The sequence below is a fragment of the Longimicrobium sp. genome (assembly GCA_036389135.1).
In the GTDB taxonomy this organism is placed as follows: domain Bacteria; phylum Gemmatimonadota; class Gemmatimonadetes; order Longimicrobiales; family Longimicrobiaceae; genus Longimicrobium.
The window spans coordinates 55,710-77,880 of the sequence record DASVQP010000111.1; the positions used below are offsets into that span (position 1 = coordinate 55,710).

17 protein-coding genes are annotated in these 22,171 nt (G+C 71.1%); 6 read left to right on the forward strand and 11 right to left on the reverse strand.

Going from position 1 to position 22,171, the window contains the following annotated elements:
- The first annotated feature begins 46 nt into the window (after positions 1-46).
- Positions 47-283, forward strand: coding sequence for a hypothetical protein (locus tag VF584_22855; GenBank protein ID HEX8213033.1), 237 nt, complete (start codon positions 47-49; stop codon positions 281-283).
- 141 nt (positions 284-424) lie between these two features.
- Here VF584_22855 and VF584_22860 read toward each other — a convergent pair whose 3' ends face one another.
- The 7 genes from VF584_22860 to VF584_22890 form a co-directional block, all read right to left on the reverse strand.
- On the reverse strand, positions 425-1,009 hold the full coding sequence (locus VF584_22860; protein HEX8213034.1) for a hypothetical protein: 585 nt from the start codon (positions 1,007-1,009) through the stop codon (positions 425-427).
- Positions 1,010-1,106: 97 nt separating this feature from the next.
- Complete coding sequence (locus tag VF584_22865; protein HEX8213035.1) at positions 1,107-1,505, reverse strand: RidA family protein; 399 nt, start codon at positions 1,503-1,505, stop codon at positions 1,107-1,109.
- A 123-nt stretch (positions 1,506-1,628) separates the two neighbouring features.
- On the reverse strand, positions 1,629-3,269 hold the full coding sequence (locus tag VF584_22870) for a benzoate-CoA ligase family protein (GenBank protein HEX8213036.1): 1,641 nt from the start codon (positions 3,267-3,269) through the stop codon (positions 1,629-1,631).
- A 68-nt stretch (positions 3,270-3,337) separates the two neighbouring features.
- Entirely contained in the window at positions 3,338-4,498 is a 1,161-nt protein-coding gene (locus VF584_22875; protein HEX8213037.1) for an acyl-CoA dehydrogenase family protein, read from the reverse strand.
- A gap of 128 nt (positions 4,499-4,626) precedes the next feature.
- Entirely contained in the window at positions 4,627-5,460 is an 834-nt protein-coding gene (locus VF584_22880) for an enoyl-CoA hydratase family protein (protein ID HEX8213038.1), read from the reverse strand.
- A 207-nt stretch (positions 5,461-5,667) separates the two neighbouring features.
- Positions 5,668-6,447, reverse strand: coding sequence for an SDR family NAD(P)-dependent oxidoreductase (locus tag VF584_22885; GenBank protein HEX8213039.1), 780 nt, complete (start codon positions 6,445-6,447; stop codon positions 5,668-5,670).
- 19 nt (positions 6,448-6,466) lie between these two features.
- Entirely contained in the window at positions 6,467-8,785 is a 2,319-nt protein-coding gene (locus VF584_22890) for a bifunctional salicylyl-CoA 5-hydroxylase/oxidoreductase (GenBank protein HEX8213040.1), read from the reverse strand.
- 186 nt (positions 8,786-8,971) lie between these two features.
- On the opposite strand from VF584_22890, the gene VF584_22895 reads away from it, so the two are divergent.
- Together VF584_22895 and VF584_22900 are read left to right on the forward strand one after the other, a co-directional pair.
- Positions 8,972-9,508, forward strand: coding sequence for a hypothetical protein (locus VF584_22895; protein HEX8213041.1), 537 nt, complete (start codon positions 8,972-8,974; stop codon positions 9,506-9,508).
- 211 nt (positions 9,509-9,719) lie between these two features.
- A complete protein-coding gene (locus VF584_22900) occupies positions 9,720-10,472 on the forward strand; it encodes a DUF4440 domain-containing protein (GenBank protein HEX8213042.1) in 753 nt (250 codons plus the stop codon).
- A 78-nt stretch (positions 10,473-10,550) separates the two neighbouring features.
- Here VF584_22900 and VF584_22905 read toward each other — a convergent pair whose 3' ends face one another.
- Genes VF584_22905 through VF584_22920 form a run of 4 tightly spaced genes read right to left on the reverse strand, consistent with a single transcriptional unit; the run spans position 10,551 to position 17,371 of the window.
- Positions 10,551-13,277 carry a DUF5916 domain-containing protein gene (locus VF584_22905; GenBank protein HEX8213043.1) on the reverse strand — a complete coding sequence of 909 codons (2,727 nt, stop codon included), beginning with the start codon at positions 13,275-13,277 and terminating at the stop codon, positions 10,551-10,553.
- Positions 13,278-13,312: 35 nt separating this feature from the next.
- Entirely contained in the window at positions 13,313-14,071 is a 759-nt protein-coding gene (locus tag VF584_22910; GenBank protein HEX8213044.1) for a hypothetical protein, read from the reverse strand.
- Positions 14,072-14,108: 37 nt separating this feature from the next.
- Positions 14,109-16,979, reverse strand: a complete 2,871-nt coding sequence (locus tag VF584_22915) for a M56 family metallopeptidase (protein ID HEX8213045.1) — start codon at positions 16,977-16,979, stop codon at positions 14,109-14,111.
- Complete coding sequence (locus tag VF584_22920) at positions 16,976-17,371, reverse strand: BlaI/MecI/CopY family transcriptional regulator (GenBank protein ID HEX8213046.1); 396 nt, start codon at positions 17,369-17,371, stop codon at positions 16,976-16,978. The genes VF584_22915 and VF584_22920 overlap by 4 nt, the downstream gene beginning before the upstream one ends.
- Positions 17,372-17,783: 412 nt before the next feature.
- Here VF584_22920 and VF584_22925 point away from each other — a divergent pair, with 412 nt between their 5' ends.
- The 3 genes from VF584_22925 (at position 17,784) to VF584_22935 (ending at position 22,169) form a co-directional block, all read left to right on the forward strand.
- A complete protein-coding gene (locus VF584_22925; GenBank protein HEX8213047.1) occupies positions 17,784-19,721 on the forward strand; it encodes a Xaa-Pro dipeptidyl-peptidase in 1,938 nt (645 codons plus the stop codon).
- Positions 19,722-19,797: 76 nt separating this feature from the next.
- Positions 19,798-21,480: an energy-dependent translational throttle protein EttA gene (gene ettA / locus VF584_22930; GenBank protein ID HEX8213048.1), complete on the forward strand. Its 1,683-nt coding sequence runs from the start codon at positions 19,798-19,800 to the stop codon at positions 21,478-21,480.
- 371 nt (positions 21,481-21,851) lie between these two features.
- Entirely contained in the window at positions 21,852-22,169 is a 318-nt protein-coding gene (locus VF584_22935; GenBank protein ID HEX8213049.1) for a hypothetical protein, read from the forward strand.
- Positions 22,170-22,171: the final 2 nt, after the last annotated feature.

Sequence of the window (22,171 nt, forward strand, 5' to 3'; positions counted from 1 at the left end):
CCCCGGAGCTTGCGCGGGTGTCCACGAACCTTTACAAGGTAAAAGGATGAAGAGCCTCCTTCTCAGGATCTCGCTCGCTGTCGCGATGGGGCTCGCCGCCCCGGAGGTGGAGGTAGCGCTGAAGTGCCGCACGCCCCCCGCCGAGGGGCGTGCGGCATCGGAGGCGTGCGTGTGGGCGCGGTCGTACCTCCCCCTCACGCGCCCCGTCTACTTCGTGCTCTTCGGCCTGCTCACCTTCGGCGCCCTCACCCTCTACACCCGCCTCGCCCGCCACGACCCGTAGGGGCGCGATTCATCGCGCCCGTGCCCTCCGCCGCTCCGCCGCCCGCGTCGCTTCGTGTAACCCTCGACCTCGCCACCCGCATAACGCGTTCACCGACGGGAACCATCCCCGAACATCTCCCGATCGGTCGCGCTGATCTCCTCAGGGCCGCTGGTACGCCGCAGCGCGTTGACGGACCTGCGCGGGCGTTGTCTGGGCAGCCGTGATCTTACAGACCGGATTGCTTCTCCCGTCGTGGCAAACGACACCGCGGATCGTCATGGAGTCGGCACTGACCCACTCGGCGAAGATGTCGAGCGGCCTCGGTGCGCGTCCGCTATGCACCCGCTGGGGCTCGCCGAAATGTGCGTACCGCCGGCGGAGCGTCTCGAAATCTTCATGGCGCGTCCACGACATCGCACGCAAGGTATCGTTCTGAAACACGAGGCCGTACGCCCTTTCGCTGTCCACCGACAATCGCAGCTGGCTGCAGTACTTGTAGTCAGGGTAGGACTTGCACGAGATCCACTCCTCGCGAGGCACCCGCTCCTTCGCGATGCGCCTGGCCTCCGCAAGGCGCATCCCAATCCTGAACCGGCCGAGCTCCCCCATCGCGGCCGTGTCCGTGAGCGCGGGACGCCCGTCGCAGCCCAGCAGGAGCAGCCCGGCAACCGCGATGCAGAGTGGACGCATGTGATCCCCGTCTGACAAGTCGATGGTGATGGCGAGCGCGAAAGTCAGGCTCACGCCATTAAACCGTCGCTACGCATCAAATCCCGCATCACGCCATAAACATCTGATCAGTGTACGACGCCCTCCGGGTCCTCCGGTGCCGGGTGGATGCCTACTCCGGCACCACGGCGGTCGCCTCGATCTCGACCAGCGCACGCGCCTCCAGCAGGGCCGCGACGACGACGACCGCCATCGCCGGGTAGTGGCGGCCGAACACCTCGCGGTACGCATCGCCCAGCGCGCGGCCGGCGGAGAGGTAAGCGTCGCGGTCGGTGACGTACCAGGTGAGGCGCGTGACGTGCTCCGGCCGCGCCCCCGCCTCGGCGAGCACGGCGGCGACGTTGCGCAGCGCCTGCCCCACCTGCGCGGCGAAGTCGTCCGTTTCGAACTCGAAGGTGCGGGGATTCCACCCGATCTGTCCCGCCGTAAACACGACGCGCCCCGATGCAGCGGTGCCGTTCGCGTAGCCGCGTGGCTTCGCCCACCCGTCAGGCTGGAGGATGTCGATCAATTTCGGTTCGCGGTCAAGAAGGGAAACTGCGGCCTCACACAGAGACACAGAGGGGGTGAGGAAAGAACTGCCGCAGGGGTTCTCCGCGGCTTTCAGTTCCCCTCCGTGTCCTCTGTGTGACGCCTACGGCGCCGGATTGCGCAGGCGGAAACGCTGGAGCTTGCCTGTGGCGGTGCGTGGGAGCGAGTCGACGAACTCCACGCGGCGCGGATACTTGTAGGGCGCGATCTGCTGCTTGACGAACTCCTGGAGGGCCTTTGCCGTCTCGTCGCCCGGCGCGCAGCCGTCGCGGAGGACGACGAAGGCTTTCACCACGTGCCCTCGCTCCTCGTCCGGCGCGGCGACGCAGGCGCACTCCAGCACGGAGGGGTGCTCCAGGAGCGCGTTCTCCACCTCTGGACCGGCGATGTTGTAGCCGGAGGAGATGATCATGTCGTCGTTGCGCGCCTGGAACCAGAAGTAGCCGTCCTCGTCCATCTTGTACGCGTCGCCGGTGATGTTCCAGCCGTTCTCCACGTACTTCGCCTGCCGCTCGTCGTCATCCAGGTAGCGGCACCCGGTTGGCCCGCGCACCGCCAGCCGCCCCAGCTCGCCCGGCGCGACGGGCTGGCCATCATCGCCCAGCAGCGTGGCGCTGTAGCCCGGCACCGGCCGACCCGTCGAGCCCGGCCGGATGTCGTCGTCCGCCGCGCTGATGAAGATGTGCAGCATCTCGGTGGAGCCGATGCCGTCGATGATGCGCAGCCCCGTCGCCTCGCGCCACGCCTCGAACGTCGCCAGAGGGAGCGTCTCGCCCGCCGAGACGCACTTCTTCAGCGAGGAGATGTCGAAGTCCCTGACCAGCCCAGACATCGCGCGGTACGCCGTGGGCGCGGTGAAGACGATGGTGGCGCGATGGTCCTGGATCCCCTGCAGAAGCTGCGGCGGCGCGGCCTGCTCCAGCAGCAGCGTCGCCGCGCCCGCGCGCATGGGGAAAAGGAGGTAGCCGCCCAGCCCAAAGGTGAACGCCAGCGGCGGCGACCCGCAGAAGAGGTCGTCCGGCCCAGGACGGAGCACGTGCGCGGAAAAGGTGTCCGCCGAGGCCAGGAGGTCGCGGTGGAAGTGCATCGCCCCCTTGGGCTGCCCCGTCGTCCCCGAGGTGAAGGCGAGGAGCGCCACGTCCTCCGCCGACGTCTCCACGTTCGCGAACGTCGCCGGCTGCCGCGCCATCCGCGCCTCCAGCGAGTCATCCCCCTCCGCGCCGAACACGACCGTGCGCTCCAGCGGCGGCGCGTGCGCCGGCATCTCATCCATCAAGCGCGCATCGCAGAAGGCGAAGCGGATGCGGGCGCGGTCCAGCAGCATCGTGATCTCGCGGGAGCGCAGCAGGGGCATGGTGGCGACGACGATGCCGCCCGCCTTGAGCACGCCGAACCACGCGGCGGCCGTCATCGGCGAGTTGAAGCCGCGCAGCAGCACGCGGTTGCCGGGCACCAGACCCAGCTCGTCGCGCAGCACCCCGGCGATGCGATTCGCCTTCTCCATCAGCTCCGCGTACGTCCAGCGCCCGCCGGCAAAGACGAGCGCCGTCCGGTCGCCATCACCCGCGGCGACGCGCGCATCCACCAGCTCCGCGGCGGCGTTGATCCGCGCCCGCCCCGCCAGCGCGGGCACGCCGGAGAGGTCGATCTCCGGCCACAGCTCACGCGGCGGAAGATGGTCGCGCGCAAAGGTGTCCGCGTGCGCCGTGGGGGCGGGTTCGGGATGCACGATGGCCTGGAGCATGGGCAGCCCTCGGGTGGCAGTTGGTAGGGGCGCGATCCATCGCGCCCCTACGACGGACCCGTGTAGTCTCAGCCGGCGAGGAGCTGGCCGGCGATGACGAGCTTCTGGATCTCGGACGTGCCCTCGTAGATGCGGAGGGCGCGCACCTCGCGATACAGCATTTCCACCACGCTCCCCGCCACGACGCCGCGCGCGCCGAGCAGCTGGACGGCGCGGTCGATCACCTGCTGGGCGGATTCGGTGGCGTGCAGCTTCGCCATGGCGGCCTCGCGGGTGACGCGCGGGGCGCCGCCGTCGCGCGTCCATGCCGCACGGTACACGAGCAGCGCGCTGGTGTCCACGGCGACGGCCATCTCGGCGAGCGCCGCGCGCGTCAGCTGGTGCTCGCTGAGCACGCTGCCGAACGCCTGCCGCTTCGTGGTGAACGCCACCGCCTCGTCCAGCGCCCGCCGCGCGAAGCCCAGCGCCGCGGCCCCCACCGTCGATCGAAAGATGTCCAGCGTGCCCAGCGCCACCTTCATCCCGCCCCCCGCCTCGCCGAGCAGCGCGTCGGCGCCCACCCGGCACCCGTCGAAGTCCACGGTGCCGAGCGGGTGCGGCGCGGTGACGTCGATGCGCTCGGACACGCGCAGGCCTGGGTTGTCCGCATCCACCACGAACGCGGCGAATCCGCGCTCGCCAGCCTCGGGAAAGCGCGTGAAGACGGTGTAGCGGTCCGCGATGCCGGCGTTTGAGATCCACGTCTTGCGCCCGTCGATCACGTAACCGCCGTCCGCCCGCCGCGCCGCCGTCGTCATCGCGCCGACGTCGGAGCCCGCATCCGGCTCCGAGAGCGCGAACGCCATCACCGCCTCCCCCGCCGCGACGGCCGGAAGCCAGCGCGCACGCTGCTCATCGCTGCCAAAGAGCGAGATGGGCCCCGCGCCGAGCCCCTGCATGGCGAACGCAAAGTCGGCCAACCCGGACGCGTGCGCCAGGAGCTCGCGGATCACGCAGAGGGAGCGCACCTCCAGCCGCGCGTGCGCACCGCCCTGCGCAGCCGGAATCGCGTAGCGCAGCCACCCGCCCGCCGCCAGCCGCCGCACCAGCTCGCGGCACGTCGCATCCACGTCCGCGTGCGCATCCGCCAGCGGCGCGATCTCACCCGGGATCCACGCATCCAGTTCCGCCGCGAGCCGCCGGTGGCCGTCGTCGAAAAACGGCCACGACAGAAAGGTGCGGTCAGGCATCGGCGCCGTGATGCACGCGCCGAAAAGACAATCTCACACAGAGACACAGAGACACGGAGGAAGAAATAGAAGTGCTCTCTCCGTGTCTCTGTGTCTCTGCGTGAGCCATGCAGTTGCGGTTCCGCACGTCAGTTGCCCTGGAACACGGGCCGCTCCTTGGCCGCGAAGGCGTGGTAGGCGCGCGCGAAGTCCTCCGTCTGCATGCAGATGGCCTGCGCCTGGGCCTCGGCCTCGATCGCCTCGTCCACGCCCATCGCCCATTCCTGGTGGAGGCACTTCTTGGTCATGAAGTGCGCAAACGTCGGCCCGGCGGCGAGGTCGGACGCCAGCTTGCGCGCCTCTTCCTGCAAGGCATCCGGCTCCACCAGGCGGTTGTAGAAGCCCCAGCGCTCGGCCTCCTCGCCGCCCATCGTGCGCCCCGTGAAGAGAAGCTCGGACGCGCGCCCCTGGCCGATGATGCGCGGGAGCATCGCGCACGCGCCCATGTCCGCGCCGGAAAGGCCCACCTTCGTGAAGAGGAACGCCACCTTGCTGCGCGCCGTGCCCAGCCGCAGGTCGCTGGACATCGCCAGGATGGCCCCCGCCCCCACGCACGCCCCGTCGATGGCAGCGATCACGGGCTGCGGGCAGCCGCGGATGGACTTCACCAGGTCGCCGGTCATGCGGGTGAAGGCGAGCAGCTCGTCCATCTCCTTCCGCTCGCGCATCCCCACCAGCGGCCCGATGATCTCGTGCACGTCGCCGCCCGAGCAGAAGTTGCCCCCGTCGCCCGTGAGCACCACCACCTTCACGTCCGTGGCGAACTGGAGCTGCCGAAAGGTGTCGCGCAGCTCGGCGTAGCTCTCAAAGGTGAGCGGGTTCTTTCGCTCCGGCCGCGAGAGCGTCACCGTTGCGACCGGCCCCTCCACCTCCCAGCGGAACGAGGTCGGCTTGAGGTCAGCCGCGAGAATCTTGGTGTTCATCGGTCTGGTGCCGGTTGCGGTGATGGTCGGTGGGTAATGGACTGCTGGGGCCGCTGGGCTAGCTGGGGCGAGTAAACTCGCGGCAACAACCGCACAAAGTCCGCCTGCGCGGACTCGGGGTCCGATATCGCGTTGCTCGAGCCGGCTTCAGCCGCCTTCCCGTAGTTCCAGCCGGGGGCTTCAGCCCCCGGTGCTCAGCCGGCGCCCCTACACCTCCCCCCCCGCCACCGCCAGCGCCTGCCCCGTAACCCCCGACGCCGCGGGGGAGCAGAGCCATCCGACCGCGGCGGCGACCTCGGCGGGGTCGATCAGGCGGCCCATCGGGTTGACGCGGGTGATCATCTTCCGCGCCTCCTCCTCCGTCTTGCCCAGCTCGCGCACCAGGTTGCCGACGGCGGCGGCGGCCATGTCCGTGTCGGTGTAGCCGGGGCAGACGGCGTTGACGGTGATCCCCAGCTTCGCCGTCTCCAGCGCGAGGGCGCGCGTGAGGCCCACGACCCCGTGCTTTGCCGCGGTGTACGCCGCCGTCTTGGGGTAGCCGCGCAGCCCCGCCGTCGACGCCACGTTCACCACCCGCCCCCAGCGCGCCGCCGTCATCGCCGGGATCACCTCGCGGGTGCAGAGAAAGGTGCCCGTCAGGTTCACCGCCAGCATCCGGTCCCACACCTCGCGCGGCGTTTCGGCGAACGGGCTGGCGGCGGACTGGCCCGCGTTGTTGACCAGGATCGCCGCATCTCCCAGCTCGCCGCGCGCGCGGGCGAAAGCGTCGCGCACCGAATCCTCCTCCGCCACGTCGCATGCGAGCGACTGCACGCGCACTCCGTGGCGGTCGCGCAGGATGGCCGCGTGCGCCTCCACGCGCGCCAGGTCGCGGCTCATCAGCGTGAGATCGGCGCCGCGCCGCGCCAGCTCCTCCGCGATCGCCGCGCCGATGCCGCGCCCGCCGCCGGTGACGATGGCGTGCTTGCCCGCGAGGTAGGCGGTCATCGGCGGCCGCCGGCGCCCATCAGATCCCGCCCCCCGCCAGCTCCGCCTTGCGCTGCACCTGCCGCTCCAGCTGCTGGCGCCCGCTGCCGTACTGCACGGGCCACCACTGGTCCGCATAGCCCAGCTCGGCGGCGGCGTGGATCGTCCAGTGCGGGTCGGTCAGGTGCGGCCGGGCGAGGGCGCACAGGTCCGCGCGGCCGGCGGCGATGATCCCGTTCACCTGGTCCGCCTCGGTGATGTTGCCCACCGCGATCGTCGGCACGCGCGCCTCGTTGCGGATGCGGTCGCTGAACGGCGTCTGGAACATGCGCCCGTACACCGGCCTGGCGCCCGGCGAGGTCTGGCCGGCGGAGACGTGGATCACGTCCGCGCCGGCCGCGTGGAAGGCGCGCGCCACCTCCACCGAGTCGCCGCACCCCATCCCCTCCTCCACCCAGTCGCTCGCGGAGATGCGCACCGACATCGGGCGCTCCTGGGGCCACGCGGCGCGCATGGCGGCGAAGACCTCCAGCGGATAGCGCAGGCGGTTCTCCAGCGAGCCGCCGTACTCGTCCGTGCGCATGTTGCTGAGGGGGGTGATGAAGGAGGAGAGGAGGTAGCCGTGCGCGCAGTGCAGCTCCACCATGTCGAACCCCGCCGCCGCCGCCATCTCGGTGGCGCGCACGAACTCGTCGCGCACGCGGTCCATCTCGGCGCGCGTCATCGGGCGGGGGACGGGGTTGCCGGGGGCCCACGGCTCCGGGGAGGGGCCGAGGACCTCCCATCCGCCCTCCTCCAGCGGCTGGTCCATCCCCTCCCACATCAGCCGCGTGGAGCCCTTGCGCCCTGAATGGCCGAGCTGCAGGCAGATCTTGGCGGGCGTCCGCTCGTGCACGAAGCGCACGATGCGCGTCCACGCGGCGAGGTGCTCGTCCGCGTACATCCCCGTGCAGCCGAGGGTGATGCGCGCCTCGGGGGAGACGCACGCCATCTCGGTGAAGACCAGCGCGGCGCCGCCCAGCGCGCGGGCGCCCAGGTGCACCAGGTGGAAGTCGTTGGGCGTGCCCTCCTCCGCCGAGTACATGTCCATCGGCGCGACGACGACGCGGTTGTGCAGCATCATCCCGCGCAGCCGGAAGGGCGTGAACATCGGGGGGATGGGCGCCGGCGGCTCGCGCTCCTCGGCGCGCGAGGCGAACCATCGCTCCACCCCCTCCAGGTACGCACGGTCGCGCAGGCGCAGGCTCTCGTGGCCCACCCGCTGGCTGCGCGTGAGGAGCGAGTACGCGAACTGCGGCGGATCGAGGTGCACGTAGCGGCGCACGTTCTCGAACCACTCCATGGAGTTGCGCGCGGCGTTCTGCAGCCGGACGGCGTCGGTGCGCCGCTCCTCCTGGTAGCTCGCCAGCGCCGTCGCCAGGTCGGGCTCCGCGTCCAGGATGCGGGCGAGCGCGATGGCGTCCTCCATCGCCAGCTTCGTCCCCGAGCCGATGGAGAAGTGAGCCGTGTGCGCCGCATCGCCGATCAGCGCCACGGGGGCGGAAGCGCCCTCCATCGTGAACCAGCGCTCGTTGCTGACGCGCGTGAACGAGATCCAGGGCGAGCGCAGGTGCGGCGCGTTGCTGCGGAGAGCATGCCCGTCCAGCCACGGCGCGAACATCCTCTCGCACGCCGCCACCGTCGCTCCCTCGTCCATCCCGTCGAAGCCCGCATTGCGCCACGACTGCTCGTCGCACTCCACGATGAAGGCGGAGTTGCGGTCGTCGTAGCGGTAGGCGTGCACCTGGAAGACGCCGTGCTCGTTCTCGGCGAAGATGAAGGTGAAGGCGTCGAACAGCTTCGTCGTCCCCAGCCACACGAAGCGGGCCGAGCGCACGTCCAGGTCGGGGCGGAAGTCGTCCGCGTACCTGGCGCGCAGCCGGCTGTTCACCCCGTCCGCGGCGACCACCAGGTCCACGCCTTCCAGCCCAGCGTCGTCGGAGACGTCCTGTTCGAAGCGGAGCTCGGCGCCGAGTGCGGCGGCGCGGTCGCGAAGGATCTGGAGGAGCTTGACGCGGGCGATGCCGGAGAAGCCGTGCCCGCCCGAGGTGATGGTGGTGCCGCGGAAGTGGATGTCGATGTCGTCCCAGTGCGCGAAGTGGTCGGCGATCTCGCGGTACGACTCGGGATCGGCCTCGCGCAGGTTGCCGAGCGTCTGGTCGGAGAAGACGACGCCCCACCCGAAGGTGTCGTCGGCGCGGTTGCGCTCGAAGACGGTGACGCGGCGCGCGGGATCGGCCTTGCGCAGCAGGAGCGCCAGGTAGAGCCCCGCCGGCCCCCCTCCGACGATGGCCACGCTCAGGGGCTTGCGAGGGTCCACGCTCACGTCTCCACGGGTTGCTTGGAACGCTCGAATCCAGCGGTTAGTGTATCCGCTCGCACGGCGGTGGGAAAGGGTTCGGGGGGCATGGCCCTGACGGTGGAACTTTCGGATCGCGGCACCTGTAGGATGGCTCGCCGCAGGACCCCGCCACGACCCACCTTTCCCCGTGCAGAGGAGACCCCGATGAAACGAGCCGTTCTTGCAGCCTCCGTTCTCCTGGGCGCCTGCGCCAGCTCCAGCAGCTCCGTGGTCACCGCGGGCACGCCCTCCACGCTCCGCATCGATTCGCAGGGCGGCACCAAGGAAGTGCACGTCGGCATGGCCGCGCCCGTTGCGCTCGCCGACAACCTCCTCGTTTCGCCGGAGGTAGCGTGGGCCCGCCTTCCGCAGGCGTTCGCCGCGGTGGGGCTGGAGGGAGCGGTGCCGCTGGACGCGGAGCGGACCCTGGTCGCGGGACCCAAGCGGGTCAGCCGCCGGCTGGGGGGGGAGCGGCTGTCGCGGCTGCTGAACTGCGGCGAGGGTCTGGCGGCCCCCAATGCGGACACGCACTCGGTGATGCTCACCGTCTCGTCGCAGGTCGTGCCCGCCGGCACCGCCACCCGCCTGGAGACCCGTGTGCAGGCCACCGCGACGCCGCAGGTCTCTGGCGGCGCCATGGTAGCGTGCAACACCACCGGCGTCCTCGAAAACCGCATCGCCGCCGAAATGCGCAAGCCGTAGCCCCCGCCCCCACGCCCCGATTCCGAACGGGCCGACCTTCGTGTCTGCCCGCACTCCCCCCCGCGCCGCCGCCTCGTAGGGGCCGCCCCGCGGGGCTGCCCGTGCCTGCCTCCTCCGCCGCCACCTGCCTTTCGGGTCCGTGACGATGGCGCGCGGAATGCGGGACCTCGCCACACCCACTGGCCCGCCCTTCCCGCCACCGCCCTACACCATGCTCGCACTCCCCCGCACGATCACGCTGCTGCTGTCGCTGTGCATCGCCGCATGCGCGACCGCCGGTTCAACGCCGCGCGACAGCGCACCCTCCGGCCTCTCCGGCGTCCTGGAAACGCAGCGCGGCTGGTGGCGTGCCCTGGCCACCGGCGACACGGCGTTCCTCCATGCGCATTCGGCGCACCCGCTCTCGCTCACGCTCAGCAGCGGGCGCACGTTCGACCGGGCAGCGACGATCGCGCAGGCGGCGGCCTTTGCGGCGAGCACCCCACCCACCTTCGGCTGGAGCGACGAGACGGTCCGGCTGGTCGCTCCCGGCGTAGCGCTCGCGACGACGCGCGCCACCGAGAGCGCCGGGCTGGTCTCGATCGCGTACCGCTTCGTCACGGTGCTGGAGCGCGATGGCGCGGCGTGGCGCGTGACCTTTGCGCAGAGCACGCGCGACGCGGAGTTCACCCCGCGCCTCACGGCGGCCGCGGCGGGCTCCATGGCGGACTACGTCGGCGACTACCGTGGGCCGCGCGGCGGTACGGTCCGCGTCGTCGCGCGCGACTCGGTGCTGGCGCTGATCGAGCCGTCCGGCCGCGAGCTGCGCATGGAGCCGATCGGCCCGTCGCTCTTCGAATTCGACTACCTGTCGCCGGCCGGCGTCATCATCCGCATCGCCTTCGCGCGCGACGCGAACGGGCGAGTGACGTCGGCGAACCGGCTGATCCCCGGCGCCGTCAACACCTTTGTGCGCGTGCCGTAACAACGGAAGCCTCATCCCGTCTCGACACAATTTATGTGCATCTCACACGATCCAAATGTCACCTTCGCGTGAGACCCCTCAGCTCCCGATCCAGTACGTCGCCTTTACCAGGAAAATGTTGCGGGCGGGGTCGCGCAGGAGGGAGCCGTCGTTGCGCGCGTCCATGAAGTCGCCCGTGAAGTCCAGCCCGCTGCGGTCCTGCTGCCATACGAAAAAGAGCACCGAGCCCGGACGGTACTCCCAGCGCAGCACCGCGTTGCCCCGCAGGCTGCGCAGCGAGAAGTCGCGCTCGCCGAAGCCGCGCGCCACGCGGAACGGGGCGGAGGGGCCCGCGCCGTCCGCGTCCAGGGTGAGGACGCCGGTGGTGTCGTCGCGCACCGCCGTCCCCCCATCGCGACCGTAGACGCGGAAGCGGTACTCGCCCGGCGTCTCGAACTCCTTGTAGCCGCGGAAGTCGCCGCGCACGAAGAAGGGCTGCGCGAACAGCTCCAGGCTCAGCCGCGGGGTAAAGGTCCAGTCCACGCGCGTCCCCACCGCCACCGTGGTCTGCTCCAGGTCCGCGAAGACGTAGCGGCGGCCAAAGGTGGCGCGCGCCAGCGAGTCGGGCACGGATCGGATGAACTGGTCCGTATCCTTTTCGTTGATCCACTGCGGCTCCAGCCGCACGCGCACCGCCGAGCTGGGCCGCGCGTCCAGCGTCACCCCCACCACGCGGTCGAACTCGCCCGAGGTGTCGGTGCGGTAGCTCAGGTTGAGCCCGCCGATCACCCGCTTGCGGCTGTCCGAGCGCACGTTCAGCCCCGTGCTCCACTGCGCGGGCACGCTGGCCAGCGGACCGCCGCGCGTCAGCCGGTCGTTGTAGTACTCCGGGTTCGCGCCCACCCGCCCGCCCAGCGACCAGAAGTTGGCGAGCTGCACGTTGCCGCCCACGTTGTACGATGCGAAGATCTCGTCGCCGCCGAAGTTGGCGGCGTGGTTGCTGTACGCGAACGCGTTGTAGTTGCGGAAGCGGCGCCCCGCACGCGTCTCGCGGTACATCAGGAAAGTGGACAGCGCGCGATAGTCGGCGCGGGTCTGGAAGCCGGCATCGTTGACCTCGAAGCCGGGGCTCACCGTCTGGAAGGTGAGCGAGCCCAGCCAGTGCTTGCCGCTCGTTTTGGCGAGCGCCAGCGCGCCGGCGTACCCATCGAGCCGCGTTGCGGTGCTGTCCAGCCGCAGGTGGGCTGCATCGGGACGGTTGAAGTAGCGGGTCGATGCGTTCTGCGCGGCCGCGATCACCCCGCGCTCCCCCGCGACCGTGCTCCCCGAGACGAAGCCGTTCAGGTCCCAGGTGCGCTTCCCCCAGGAGTGATCGAAGTCCACGCCGCCCATGTACGCCGACGAGCGGAGCATGCCGCCCAGCGCCGCGTCGCCCAGGTCGCGGTGGGTGGAGGTGAACATGGCGCCCGCCACGCTCTGCCCGCCGCGCAGGTCGCGGCGCACGCGCCCCGCGAAGTAGTTGGAGAGCGGCTCCACGGGCGCCGAGCGCTCGCCCAGCACCGTGTCGCCATCCACCACGCGCCGGCCCAGGAAGGTGGCGCTCTCGCCGGTGGTGACCGCGTCCAGAATGCCGATCGACCATCCGCCCCGCGTGCGCCCGCTCAGCTTGGCCGCCGCGGCGATCGTCGTCTGCTCCGGCGCGTCGGCGAAGAGCACCTCGTCCTCTCCGATCCGCCCTCCCAGCGAACGCTGCGGCCGCCGTCCGATGCGGCGCGAGTAGAAGGGCTGCGTGAACCCGTAGTTGTTGAACGAGCTGGTGGGATGCCCGAACCGGAAGATGTCCGTGCCCTCGGTGAAGAAGGGGCGGCGCTCCGGGAACTGCACCTCGAACGCGCTCAGGTTCACCACCGCCGGGTCCACCTCCACCTGGCCGAAGTCGGGATTGACCGTCGCGGTGAGGGTGAGGCCGGAAGGGAGCCCGTACTTGACGTCGACGCCCGCGGACGCGGTCATGTCGTTGGCGCGATAGAACGGATTCGCGGCGTCCCCCTGGGGCGAGCGGTCCATGCGGGCGCTGGTGTACGGCTGGATCTCCAGGCGGCGCGGGGTGCGCAGTCCCTCCAGCCCCGCCAGGTCGCCGAAGCGCGACACGAAGCCGCCGTCGCTCTGCGTCCACGGCGACCAGGAGGTGCGCTCCTCGCGCCGGGCGACGTCGCGCTGCACCTGCACGCCCCACACGCGCCCGCTGGCCGGCTCGCGCGCGCCGTAGCGAAGCTGCGACAGCGGGATGCGGTACTCCGCCGCCCACCCGGCCGAGTCCACCTGCGTCGCCACCTCCCACACGGCGTCCCAGCTCAGGTCCTCGTTGGTGTCGTCGAAGTGGAAGACGTCCTTTTGCACCCCACGCGGGTTAACGGAGAAGCGGAAGCCGGTGCGGCGGTCGTGATAGGTATCGAGGATCACGTGCACCCAGTCCGAGTAGATTCCGCTGGCGTCGCGCCGCGCGAGCTGCGCCGCGATGGAGTCCGGCCGCGTGTCGTGCATCCGCACCCCCACGTACACCGCCGCGTCGTCGAACAGGATGCGGACTTCGGTACGCTCGCGGGCCGGAGCTCGTGGTGTGGGATAGCTCTCGGTGAACGCGTCCGCGACGCCGGCCGCGGCCCACGCGGGCTCGTCCAGCTTGCCGTCGATGCGCACCGTCCCGCTCACCCGCGCGGCACTGACGGCGCGCGTGGCGGCGCGGGTGGAGTCGGCGGGCACCTGCGCCCCGGCGGCCGGCGCGCAGGCGAGGAGCAGGAGGAGCGTGAGGGGGATGCGGCGCATGGCGGCCTCGGTGGGTCGGTGAAGGTGGGCGGCGCTCATCGCGCGCGGGCCAGGATCGATTCGAAGAGGTCCAGCGCCCGCGGAGTGCCGTCCTTGCCCAGCAGCTGGAGCGCGGCGCGGCGGCGTGCCGGGTCCGCGTCGCGCGTGGCGATGGTGAGCCACTCCGCCTCGCCGCCGTTCTTCCTGGAGAGCTCCGTGTCCGCCCGGTGTCCCCGGTCGCCGCCCGCGATGGTGGCCGCCGCGCGCCGCCCGAGCTCCTTCGCCGCCATGCTCCGCGCCTCCTGCGCGCGCGCCGACCGCGCCACACGCAGCAGCCCGCGCCACACCCCGTCGCCATCCATCAGGAAGACGGGCACCAGCGCTCCCCGCGCGATCTGGCCGTCGCTGCGCATCGCCACGTCCAGCAGGAAGGCACTCGCGTCGGCGGGAGCGACCCAGACGGCGGGCGTTTGCGGCGCGGGGCCGGCCGTGGCGCGCACCGATGCCACCCGCCCGCCGGCCATCCCCAGCGCCACGCGCACCGGCCCGGGCCTGCACGCCGCCTCCGCATTCGCGGGGAGATGCGTCAGGTTGGGGACGAAGAGCGCCACGCCGCCGCCCGCCAGCCGCCGCCCGATCACCGCGCGCCCGTCGCCGCACGCACCCGGCGCCGCGGCGAAGTGGATCTGCACGGTGCCGTCACGGACCGAAGCCACGTGCTGGGCGATGCTCTGTGCTTCCAACGTGGTCGCGATGACGGTCGCCAGTCCTGAAAGGAGCGCGGTGACCGCGCTCGGGTGCGAATTTTTTAGCATGATGGCGCGCTTCGGGGCGGAAGTGTGGCGCGCGGGGCTACCCGCGCGCGCGTGAGCTTCGAAGGTGGGCGATGGCGGGTTCCGCGGCGCCGCGTACGGCCATGTGCGGATCGCGCAGCAGCGGCTCCAGCATCGCGATGGCGCGCGCATCGCCGATGGCGGCCAGCGCCTCGACCGCGCCGGCGCGCACCTGCCAGGCCGAGTCGCCCAGCGCGGAGCCGAGCGCCGTCACCGCGCGCGCGTCCGGCACCTGCGCCAGCGACGACGCGGCGTTGGCGCGCACCCGCCAGTGCGGGTCGCGCAGCGCGCCGGCGAGCGCATCCACCGCCCTGCGCTCCCCCGCGACGCCGAGCGCCCAGGCGGCGTAGGCGCGCACCCGCCAGTCCGCGTTGCCAAGCGCGCTCACGAGCGGGCGGATGAGCTCGCCCCCGCGCACCTGCGTGAGCGCCCAGGTGGCGCGGTCCTGCACCAGGTCGACCGGGCTCGTGGGGGCGCGGTCGAGCGCCGGACGCAGGCGGCGGATGGCCGCCGCGTCCGCACCCGACGCGTTCCCCGCGTTGCGCAGGGCCAGCTCGCGTGCGCCGGGCGCCAGCGGAACCCGCTCCCCCGTTGCGGGCGCGGCCTGCGACATCTCGCGCGGCGCATCGCCCGTCTCGGTGCGCGCACGGGCGCGCACGCTGGCGACCGGGTGCGCGCGCGCGATCTCGCGCAGGGCGGCACGGACCACTCCGCGCGCCGTGCTGGAGACGTCGTCGCGCCCCAGGATGCCGGCCAGCGACTCCACCGCCTCGCCCTGCACGGAGTGATCGCGGTCGTACGCCACCATCCGGCGCAGGGCGGCGATGGCCTCGTCGCAGGCCAGCAGCCCCAGCCCTTCCGCGGCCTCGCGGCGCGCCTCCTCGCCGGGATGCGCGCGGGCGATCTTGAGCAGCCCCTGCAAGCCGGCCTCGTTCGGCAACCCGGCGAGCGACTCGGCGGCCTCGCGCTGCACCTCCGGGTCGGTCTCCTGGAAGGCGAGCCGCTCCAGCGCCACGGCCGCGGCCGCCGGGGGCGCGTTGCGGGCGAGCGCCTCCACCGAGGCGCGCCGCTCCTCGCCGGTGCCCGTGAGATACGCGAACCCATTCTCGCCGGTGCGGGCGCGCGCCGGCTTCTTCCACTCCTTGATGAGCGTGCAGGTCCCGCCGGTGCAGTCCAGCTCCATCTCCGTCTCCGGATCGGGGATCACGCGGATTCGCTGCCCGCCCGGCGTTGGAGCCTCATCGGAATCGGCGCCGCCCGACCCGGTGTGCCCGCGCACCACGGCCGCGCCGTCGCTCAGCACGTTGAGCCCGCCCGTCACGCGTTCCAGCATCGCGCCCGCGCCGTTGGTGCGGATCTCCCCGTCCAGGCGCGAATGGGCCACCATCACGCCGCCCCCCTCGCTGGCGAAGTCCACCGTCCCGCGAAGCTGGTCCAGGTGCAGCCCATCGCCGCCCGACGTCCCGGTGAAGCGGCCCTCCAGCTTGCGGATGGAAAGGCCGCCGCCGCGGGAGCGCACCGCCACGTCGAAGCGCCGCGGCACCCAGATCCGCAGCTTGTCGTGGCGGCCGGCCCCGCCGGGACGCCGCTCGGTCACGCGCACCCCGCCGCCGGCCGCGACCGCATCCACCCGCCCCTCACGAGCGCGCGGGCCGGTGAACTCGGCGTGCACGAAGACGACGTCGCGCTCCCACCCGACCACCTCCACCCCGGCCTCGTTCTCCATCACCAGCTCAAGCCGCCCGCCCGGCCGCGCGGCGACGGTGTGCTCCACCACGTGCTCCTGATCCTGCTGATGCACCCCGGGCGACATCTGGGGCAGCACCTTGGCGACCGCCGGATGCACCGCCGCCATGAGTCCGGAGACGACCAGCGCGACCCCGGCCGCCACGGCGCTCGCCCGCCGCGACGGCGTACGGCGGCTGCGCACGGCGTCGAGAACCGCCAGCATGCGCCCTTCCAGCTGCGACGGGCGCGCCATGCTCACCGCCACCGGCGACGCTCCCCCGGCCGGCCGGAAGGCGCGCGCCACCTCCAGCAGGTGCGCGGCGTAGCTGCGCGCGCGGGTGCCGGCCGCAAGCACGCGGTCGTCGCACGCCAGCTCGCGCTCGGCGCGCATGCGGCGCGCGGCGTACCACACGCCCGGGTGCACCCAGTAGAAGGCGCACGCCAGCGCCGCCAGCGTCTGCAGCAGGCAGTCGCGCCGCGCCACGTGGGCGAGCTCGTGCAGCAGCACCACGCGCCGCCGCTCCGCCGACCATCCGTCCGCCGCCGCGGGAAGGAGCACGACGGGGTGCCGCGTCCCCCACGTCATCGGCATGGTGGCGAGGTCGCTCCGCAGCAGACGCACGGGGCGCTCGACCTCCGCCACCCACATCAGGTCGCGCAGCATCTCGCGCCACTCCGGCGAGTCGAGCGGAGTCGCGCTCCTCGCCAGGCGCGCCACGCTCCACCGCCCCACCGCCACCCGCGCCAGCAGCCCCAGCGCGACCAGCGCGTAGAGCCCGGCCAGCAGCCACTCCACCGGCATGGGCTCGGCGGGCACCTCCGCCGGCACCGCGGCAGCGGCATCCTCCGGCACCACGTCCGCCACCACCGGCCCCGCCGACAGCGGATCGGCGGGGGCGGAGAACGATGCGGGAATCGGCTCCGTCTCGGTCACCACGGCCACCCGCCACCCGGGCAGGAGCACCGAAAGCACCGGCAGCGCCAGCACCGCGCCGATGGCGAGCGCCCACACCATGTGGCGCGTGGCGGCCGATGCGCCGCGGTGCACCAGGCACGCGGCCGCCAGCCCGGCGACGGCCACCACGAGCGTGGCCTTGGCCAGCAGGCCGAGCACGGCGAGCACGGCGAGCGCTTCGGCGGCGGAAATGGGGGGCGGGGTCATTCGTCCTCTCCGGGGTCGCGGGCTTCGTCCAGCAGGCGGGAGAGCCGGTGGTACTCGTCCTCGGATAGCGGCTGGTCGGGCAGCTCCAGCAGCGCCGCCACCGCCGACTCGCGCGAATTGCCGAAGAAGGTTTGCAGGAGGTGCTGGAGGGCGGTCTGGCTCACCTCCCCCGGCGCGGCGGTGGGGAGGTAGACGTAGCGGGGCCCGTCCTGCTCGTGCCGCAGGTACCCCTTCTCCTCCAGCAGGCGCAGCATCCCGCGCACCGCCGAGTAGCTGGGCGCATCGGGGAGCGCCCCGTGCACCTCCGCCCCCGTCGCCCTGCCCAGCCTGAACACCACATCCATGATCTGGCGCTCGCGGCGCCCAAGGTTGAACTGCGAGGGAGCGGACATGCACACCTTCTATGCTAGTGTATTGACACCCTGTCAGTACACTAGCACCCCCTGTGTACGCGGTCAAGGGTCTTGTTGGAGGATGCCCCCTCCCCCGCCTGCGGGGGCGCAGGGAGGGCGGGCGCGCTTCGCGGACGCCCCGTTCCCCGGGCCAATCCCGTAGGGGCGCGGTTCATCGCGCCCACCCTCTGCCCCAACTTGACCATCGCCCATCACACCAATCCCGTAGGGGCCGCCCCACGTGGCCCCGCCTGCTGCCCGTGCCCTGCGCGTCTCCACCGCAAGCTCTCCCGGCCCGCGGCCCCGCGTCGCCGTTCCCCGCGATCCCTCCCGCCTCCCGCCCCGCCCTCCGCCACGCTATCTTGTTCCCCGCCGCCGCCGGACGCAGGTGAACTCAGGGAGAAACCCGCACATGATCGAACCACGCTCGCGCGCCTCCATCGCTATCGCGCTCACGCTGGCCTGCACCGCATCGCTCGGCGCGCAGGTGACGAGCACCCCGCAGACGGCGACGAACGGTGTCGGGCCGGTCTTCGTGAACGGCATGGCACAGGTGGTCCCTGCCTTCGCCGATTCCTCGCAGTGGATCCGGCAGAACCTCTGGGTCGAGACGGACTTCGACTCCGACCGCGACGGACGCAACGATCGCCTGCACGTGGACGTGACGCGGCCGCGCCAGACGGAGACCGGGGGCCTCAAGGTGCCGGTCGTGTACGGGTCGAGCCCCTACTACGCCGGCGTCGCGCGCACATTCGCGTTCTGGAACGTGCGCCAGGAGCTCGGCCAGCCCTCCCCCGCGCGCGGCGCGATGTCCGGTCCCCCGCACGACCCCACGCGCACGCGCATCTCCAACGACCTGGTGCGCACGTGGGTGCCGCGCGGCTTCGCCGTGGTGCATTCGGATGCGCCGGGCACCGGCCGCTCCGGCGGATGCGTGACCATCGGCGACACGCCGGAGCGGACGGCGATGAAGTTCGTCGTCGACTGGCTGAATGGGCGCGCGAGGGGCTACACGACCCCGAGCGGGACGCAGCAGGTGACGGCGACGTCATGGTCCACCGGCAAGGTGGGGATGATCGGCACGTCGTACGAAGGCACGCTGCCGCTGGCCGCGGCTACGACGGGAGTCGCGGGGCTCGAGGTCGTCGTCCCGGTCTCCGCGAACACGTCCTACTACCACTACTACCGCTCGAACGGGCTGGTGCGGTCGCCGGGCGGGTACCTCGGCGAAGACGTGGACGTGCTCTACGACTTCGTCGCCAGCGGCCCTACCGCCACCCGCGCGACGTGCGACCGCATCGTAAAGGGCGGCCTCTTTGCCGCGGGGCAGGACCGCGCGACCGGCGACTACAACGAGTTCTGGGCCTCGCGCGAGCTGCTGCCGCACATCAAGAACATCCGGGCCGCGGTGCTGCTGGCGCACGGGCTCAACGACTTCAACGTGATGCCGTCGCACACCGTGCGGGTGTACGAGGCGATGAAGACGCACGGATTGCCCGTCTCGATGTACCTCCATCAGGGCGGCCACGGGGGCGATCCGCCCTTTGAGATGGTGAACCGGTGGTTCACGCACTACCTGTACGGCGTGGACAACGGCGTCCGGCGCGATCCGCCCGTGTGGATCGTGTCGAGCACCGCGGCCGCCGCGAAGGCGCGCATGTCGCGCGGGCGTGACGCGATGCCGGCGCCGGTCCCCTTTGCGTCGTTCCCGGCGCCGGGCTCGGCGCCCGTCGTGCTCCATCCCACGGACGGCGGCAACGGCATCGCCGCCCTGGCCCTGCGGCCGGCGCGGGGACTCGACTCCATCGTCGACGACGCGTCCGTGAGCGGCAGCGCCAGTGCGCGCGCGCCACGCTCGGCCCATCGCCTTCTCTTCGCCACGGCGCCGCTCGCGGATTCGCTGCGCATCTCCGGAACGCCGCGCGTGACCGTGCGCGTCGCGGTAGACCGGCCCGCGGCGAATCTCAGCGTATGGATAGTGACGCTGCCGTACGATTCCGCGGAGATCGGCGCCGCCGGCCGCGCGGGCGTGGTGACGCGCGGGTGGGCCGACATCCAGAACCATGCGTCGCTCACGCGCCGCGGCATCTACGCATCCACGCGCCGCGGCGAGCCGCTCGTCCCGGGGCGGTACTACGACCTGACCTTCGATTTGGAGCCGGACGATCAGGTCATCCCGGCGGGGCGGCAGCTTGGGATCATGATCATGTCGACCGACCCGGAGTTCACGCTCTCGCCGAGGGCGGGCACGCGGCTGACGGTGGATCTCGCGGGAACGTCGTTCACGCTGCCGGTGGTGGGCGGCGGCACGGCGTTCACGCGTGCGGGCGGCGTGCGGCGCGACCCCTGATTAAGGCCGGCGTGCCGCGCGGCACTAGATGCGGCACCAGTACCATCAGGACTTACCTCAACCTGTTTTCGGGACAATGAGTCTGGATACGAGCAAGTTCATCTACGTCATGAAGGACCTCCGCAAGGTGGTCCCGCCCAGCCGCGAGATCCTCAAGGGGATCTGGCTCTCCTTCTATCCGGGCGCCAAGATCGGCGTCGTGGGCTCCAACGGCAGCGGCAAGAGCACGCTGCTGCGCATCATGGCCGGCGTCGACAAGGACTTCATCGGCGAGGCGTGGGCCGCCGGCGGCACGCGCATCGGCTACCTGGCGCAGGAGCCGCAGCTGGATGCGTCGCTCGACGTGCGCGGCAACGTGGAAGAGGCCGTCCGCCACCAGCGCGACGTGCTGCGCCGCTACGAGGAAGTCAACAACTCCTTCGGCGACGAGAACGCCGACATGGACGCGCTGATCGAGGAGCAGGCGCGCCTGCAGGACCAGATCGACGCCGGCAACCTGTGGGAGCTCGACCGCAAGATCGAGATCGCCATGGACGCCCTCCGCCTCCCCCCGGGCGAAGCGGAAGTCACCAACCTCTCCGGCGGCGAGCGGCGCCGCGTGGCGCTCTGCAAGGTGCTCCTCGAAGAGCCGGACATGCTCCTGCTGGACGAGCCCACCAACCACCTGGACGCCGAGTCGGTGGCGTGGCTGGAGCACCACCTCTCCGAGTTCAAGGGGACGATCGTGGCCATCACCCATGATCGCTACTTCCTGGACAACGTGGCCGAGTGGATCCTGGAGCTGGACCGCGGAGAGGGGATCCCGTGGAAGGGCAACTACACGTCGTGGCTGGAGCAGAAGCAGGAGCGGCTCGCCAAGGAGGAGAAGCACGCCTCCGCCCGCCAGCGCACCCTTCAGCACGAGCTGGAGTGGGTGCGGATGGCGCCGCGCGCGCGCCAGGCCAAGAGCAAGGCCCGCATCACCGCCTACGAGGAGCTGCTGAACGCCGACCAGCGCGAGCGCACCTCCACCGCCGAGATCATCATCCCCGCCGGCCCTCGCCTCGGTGAAGAGGTCGTCGTAGCCGATCACCTCACCAAGGCGTTCGGCGACAAGCTGCTGATCGACAACCTGGAGTTCCGCCTGCCGCGCGGCGGCATCGTGGGCGTCATCGGCCCCAACGGCGCCGGCAAGACGACGCTCTTCCGCATGATCACCGGCGGCGAGCAGCCAGACGCCGGCGCGCTCAAGGTGGGCTCAACCGTGCAGCTCGCCTACGTGGACCAGAGCCGCGACACGCTCAACGCGGACAAGTCCGTCTACGACGAGATCTCAGGCGGCCAGGAGACGCTGGAGCTGGGGAAGCTGAAGGTGAACGCGCGCGCCTACTGCTCGTGGTTCAACTTCAAGGGATCGGACCAGCAGAAGAAGGTGGGCACCCTTTCCGGCGGCGAGCGCAACCGGGTGCACCTGGCCAAGGTGCTCAAGGAAGGCGGCAACCTGATCCTCCTGGACGAGCCCACCAACGACCTGGACGTCGACACCCTGCGCGCGCTGGAAGAGGCGCTGCTGGACTTCGCCGGCTGCGCCGTCGTGATCTCCCACGACCGGTGGTTCCTGGACCGCATCGCCACGCACATCCTCGCCTTCGAGGGCGAGAGCAACGTCGTCTGGTTCGAGGGCAACTACCGCGAGTACGAGCTAGACAAGAAGCGCCGCCTCGGCGCCGACGCCGACATCCCGCACCGCATCCGCTACCGCAAGCTGGTGAGGGCCTGACTGACCCAACCGCTTCAAACAGCAGTCTCACACAGAGGCACGGAGGCACAGAGAGATGTTCTTCTCTGTGCCTCTGCGCTTTGGGGGGCGGAGCAGCATTTCACGCGTTATGTAAAACACATAATGCGATTTGCATAACGGCAAGCGCCGCCCAGGAAAGCTTTGCGCCGATGCTGGCCCCGCACGCCTATCAGGCCAGGGACGTACTGTCCCGTATCCAATGTTGGCAGTGTTTTACCGGATGGGAAGGAGCGGCTTGTGCGTCCGATTGGTTGTGATTAACCTCGCACTCCAAGCAGGTTTCGAATCCGATACATCGCGCCTCGAGCTGCAGGTCTTCATCCACAACCGAATCTCAGGAGATGATCCCGATGGCACTTTCGGATCAACTACGCAAGATCGCGGCGGAGCAGGCGAGCGCCATCCCAGGGGAACCGGGATACCGTGACATTGAAGAGTTCTATAACGAGATGGTTCGGCTCGGTATCGCGAAGCAGAACGTATACGAATTCCCGCGTCTCGACACCATCGGCAGGAATTTACATCAGAAACGCGTTGCGCAATTAAGCGCAGGTCAGTTAGCCCCTACCATAGTTGCCCTCACTTTCGGCGCCGAGAGGATTCTTCAAGCTCGTCCGCGTATGGTCGAGGGAAGCCCCACTACACCGTTATGGAAACAGGGGGGCTAAGC

Excerpts from the sequence above, each read along its gene's own strand:
- VF584_22855 (HEX8213033.1), top strand. The coding sequence starts at position 47 with ATGAAGAGCCTCCTTCTCAGGATCTCGCTCGCTGTCGCGATGGGGCTC.
- VF584_22870 (HEX8213036.1), bottom strand. The coding sequence starts at position 3,269 with ATGCTCCAGGCCATCGTGCATCCCGAACCCGCCCCCACGGCGCACGCG.
- VF584_22875 (HEX8213037.1), bottom strand. The coding sequence starts at position 4,498 with ATGCCTGACCGCACCTTTCTGTCGTGGCCGTTTTTCGACGACGGCCAC.
- VF584_22880 (HEX8213038.1), bottom strand. The coding sequence starts at position 5,460 with ATGAACACCAAGATTCTCGCGGCTGACCTCAAGCCGACCTCGTTCCGC.
- VF584_22885 (HEX8213039.1), bottom strand. The coding sequence starts at position 6,447 with ATGACCGCCTACCTCGCGGGCAAGCACGCCATCGTCACCGGCGGCGGG.
- VF584_22895 (HEX8213041.1), top strand. The coding sequence starts at position 8,972 with ATGAAACGAGCCGTTCTTGCAGCCTCCGTTCTCCTGGGCGCCTGCGCC.
- VF584_22900 (HEX8213042.1), top strand. The coding sequence starts at position 9,720 with ATGCTCGCACTCCCCCGCACGATCACGCTGCTGCTGTCGCTGTGCATC.
- VF584_22905 (HEX8213043.1), bottom strand. The coding sequence starts at position 13,277 with ATGCGCCGCATCCCCCTCACGCTCCTCCTGCTCCTCGCCTGCGCGCCG.
- VF584_22910 (HEX8213044.1), bottom strand. The coding sequence starts at position 14,071 with ATGCTAAAAAATTCGCACCCGAGCGCGGTCACCGCGCTCCTTTCAGGA.
- VF584_22915 (HEX8213045.1), bottom strand. The coding sequence starts at position 16,979 with ATGACCCCGCCCCCCATTTCCGCCGCCGAAGCGCTCGCCGTGCTCGCC.
- VF584_22920 (HEX8213046.1), bottom strand. The coding sequence starts at position 17,371 with ATGTCCGCTCCCTCGCAGTTCAACCTTGGGCGCCGCGAGCGCCAGATC.
- VF584_22925 (HEX8213047.1), top strand. The coding sequence starts at position 17,784 with ATGATCGAACCACGCTCGCGCGCCTCCATCGCTATCGCGCTCACGCTG.
- ettA (HEX8213048.1), top strand. The coding sequence starts at position 19,798 with ATGAGTCTGGATACGAGCAAGTTCATCTACGTCATGAAGGACCTCCGC.
- VF584_22935 (HEX8213049.1), top strand. The coding sequence starts at position 21,852 with ATGGCACTTTCGGATCAACTACGCAAGATCGCGGCGGAGCAGGCGAGC.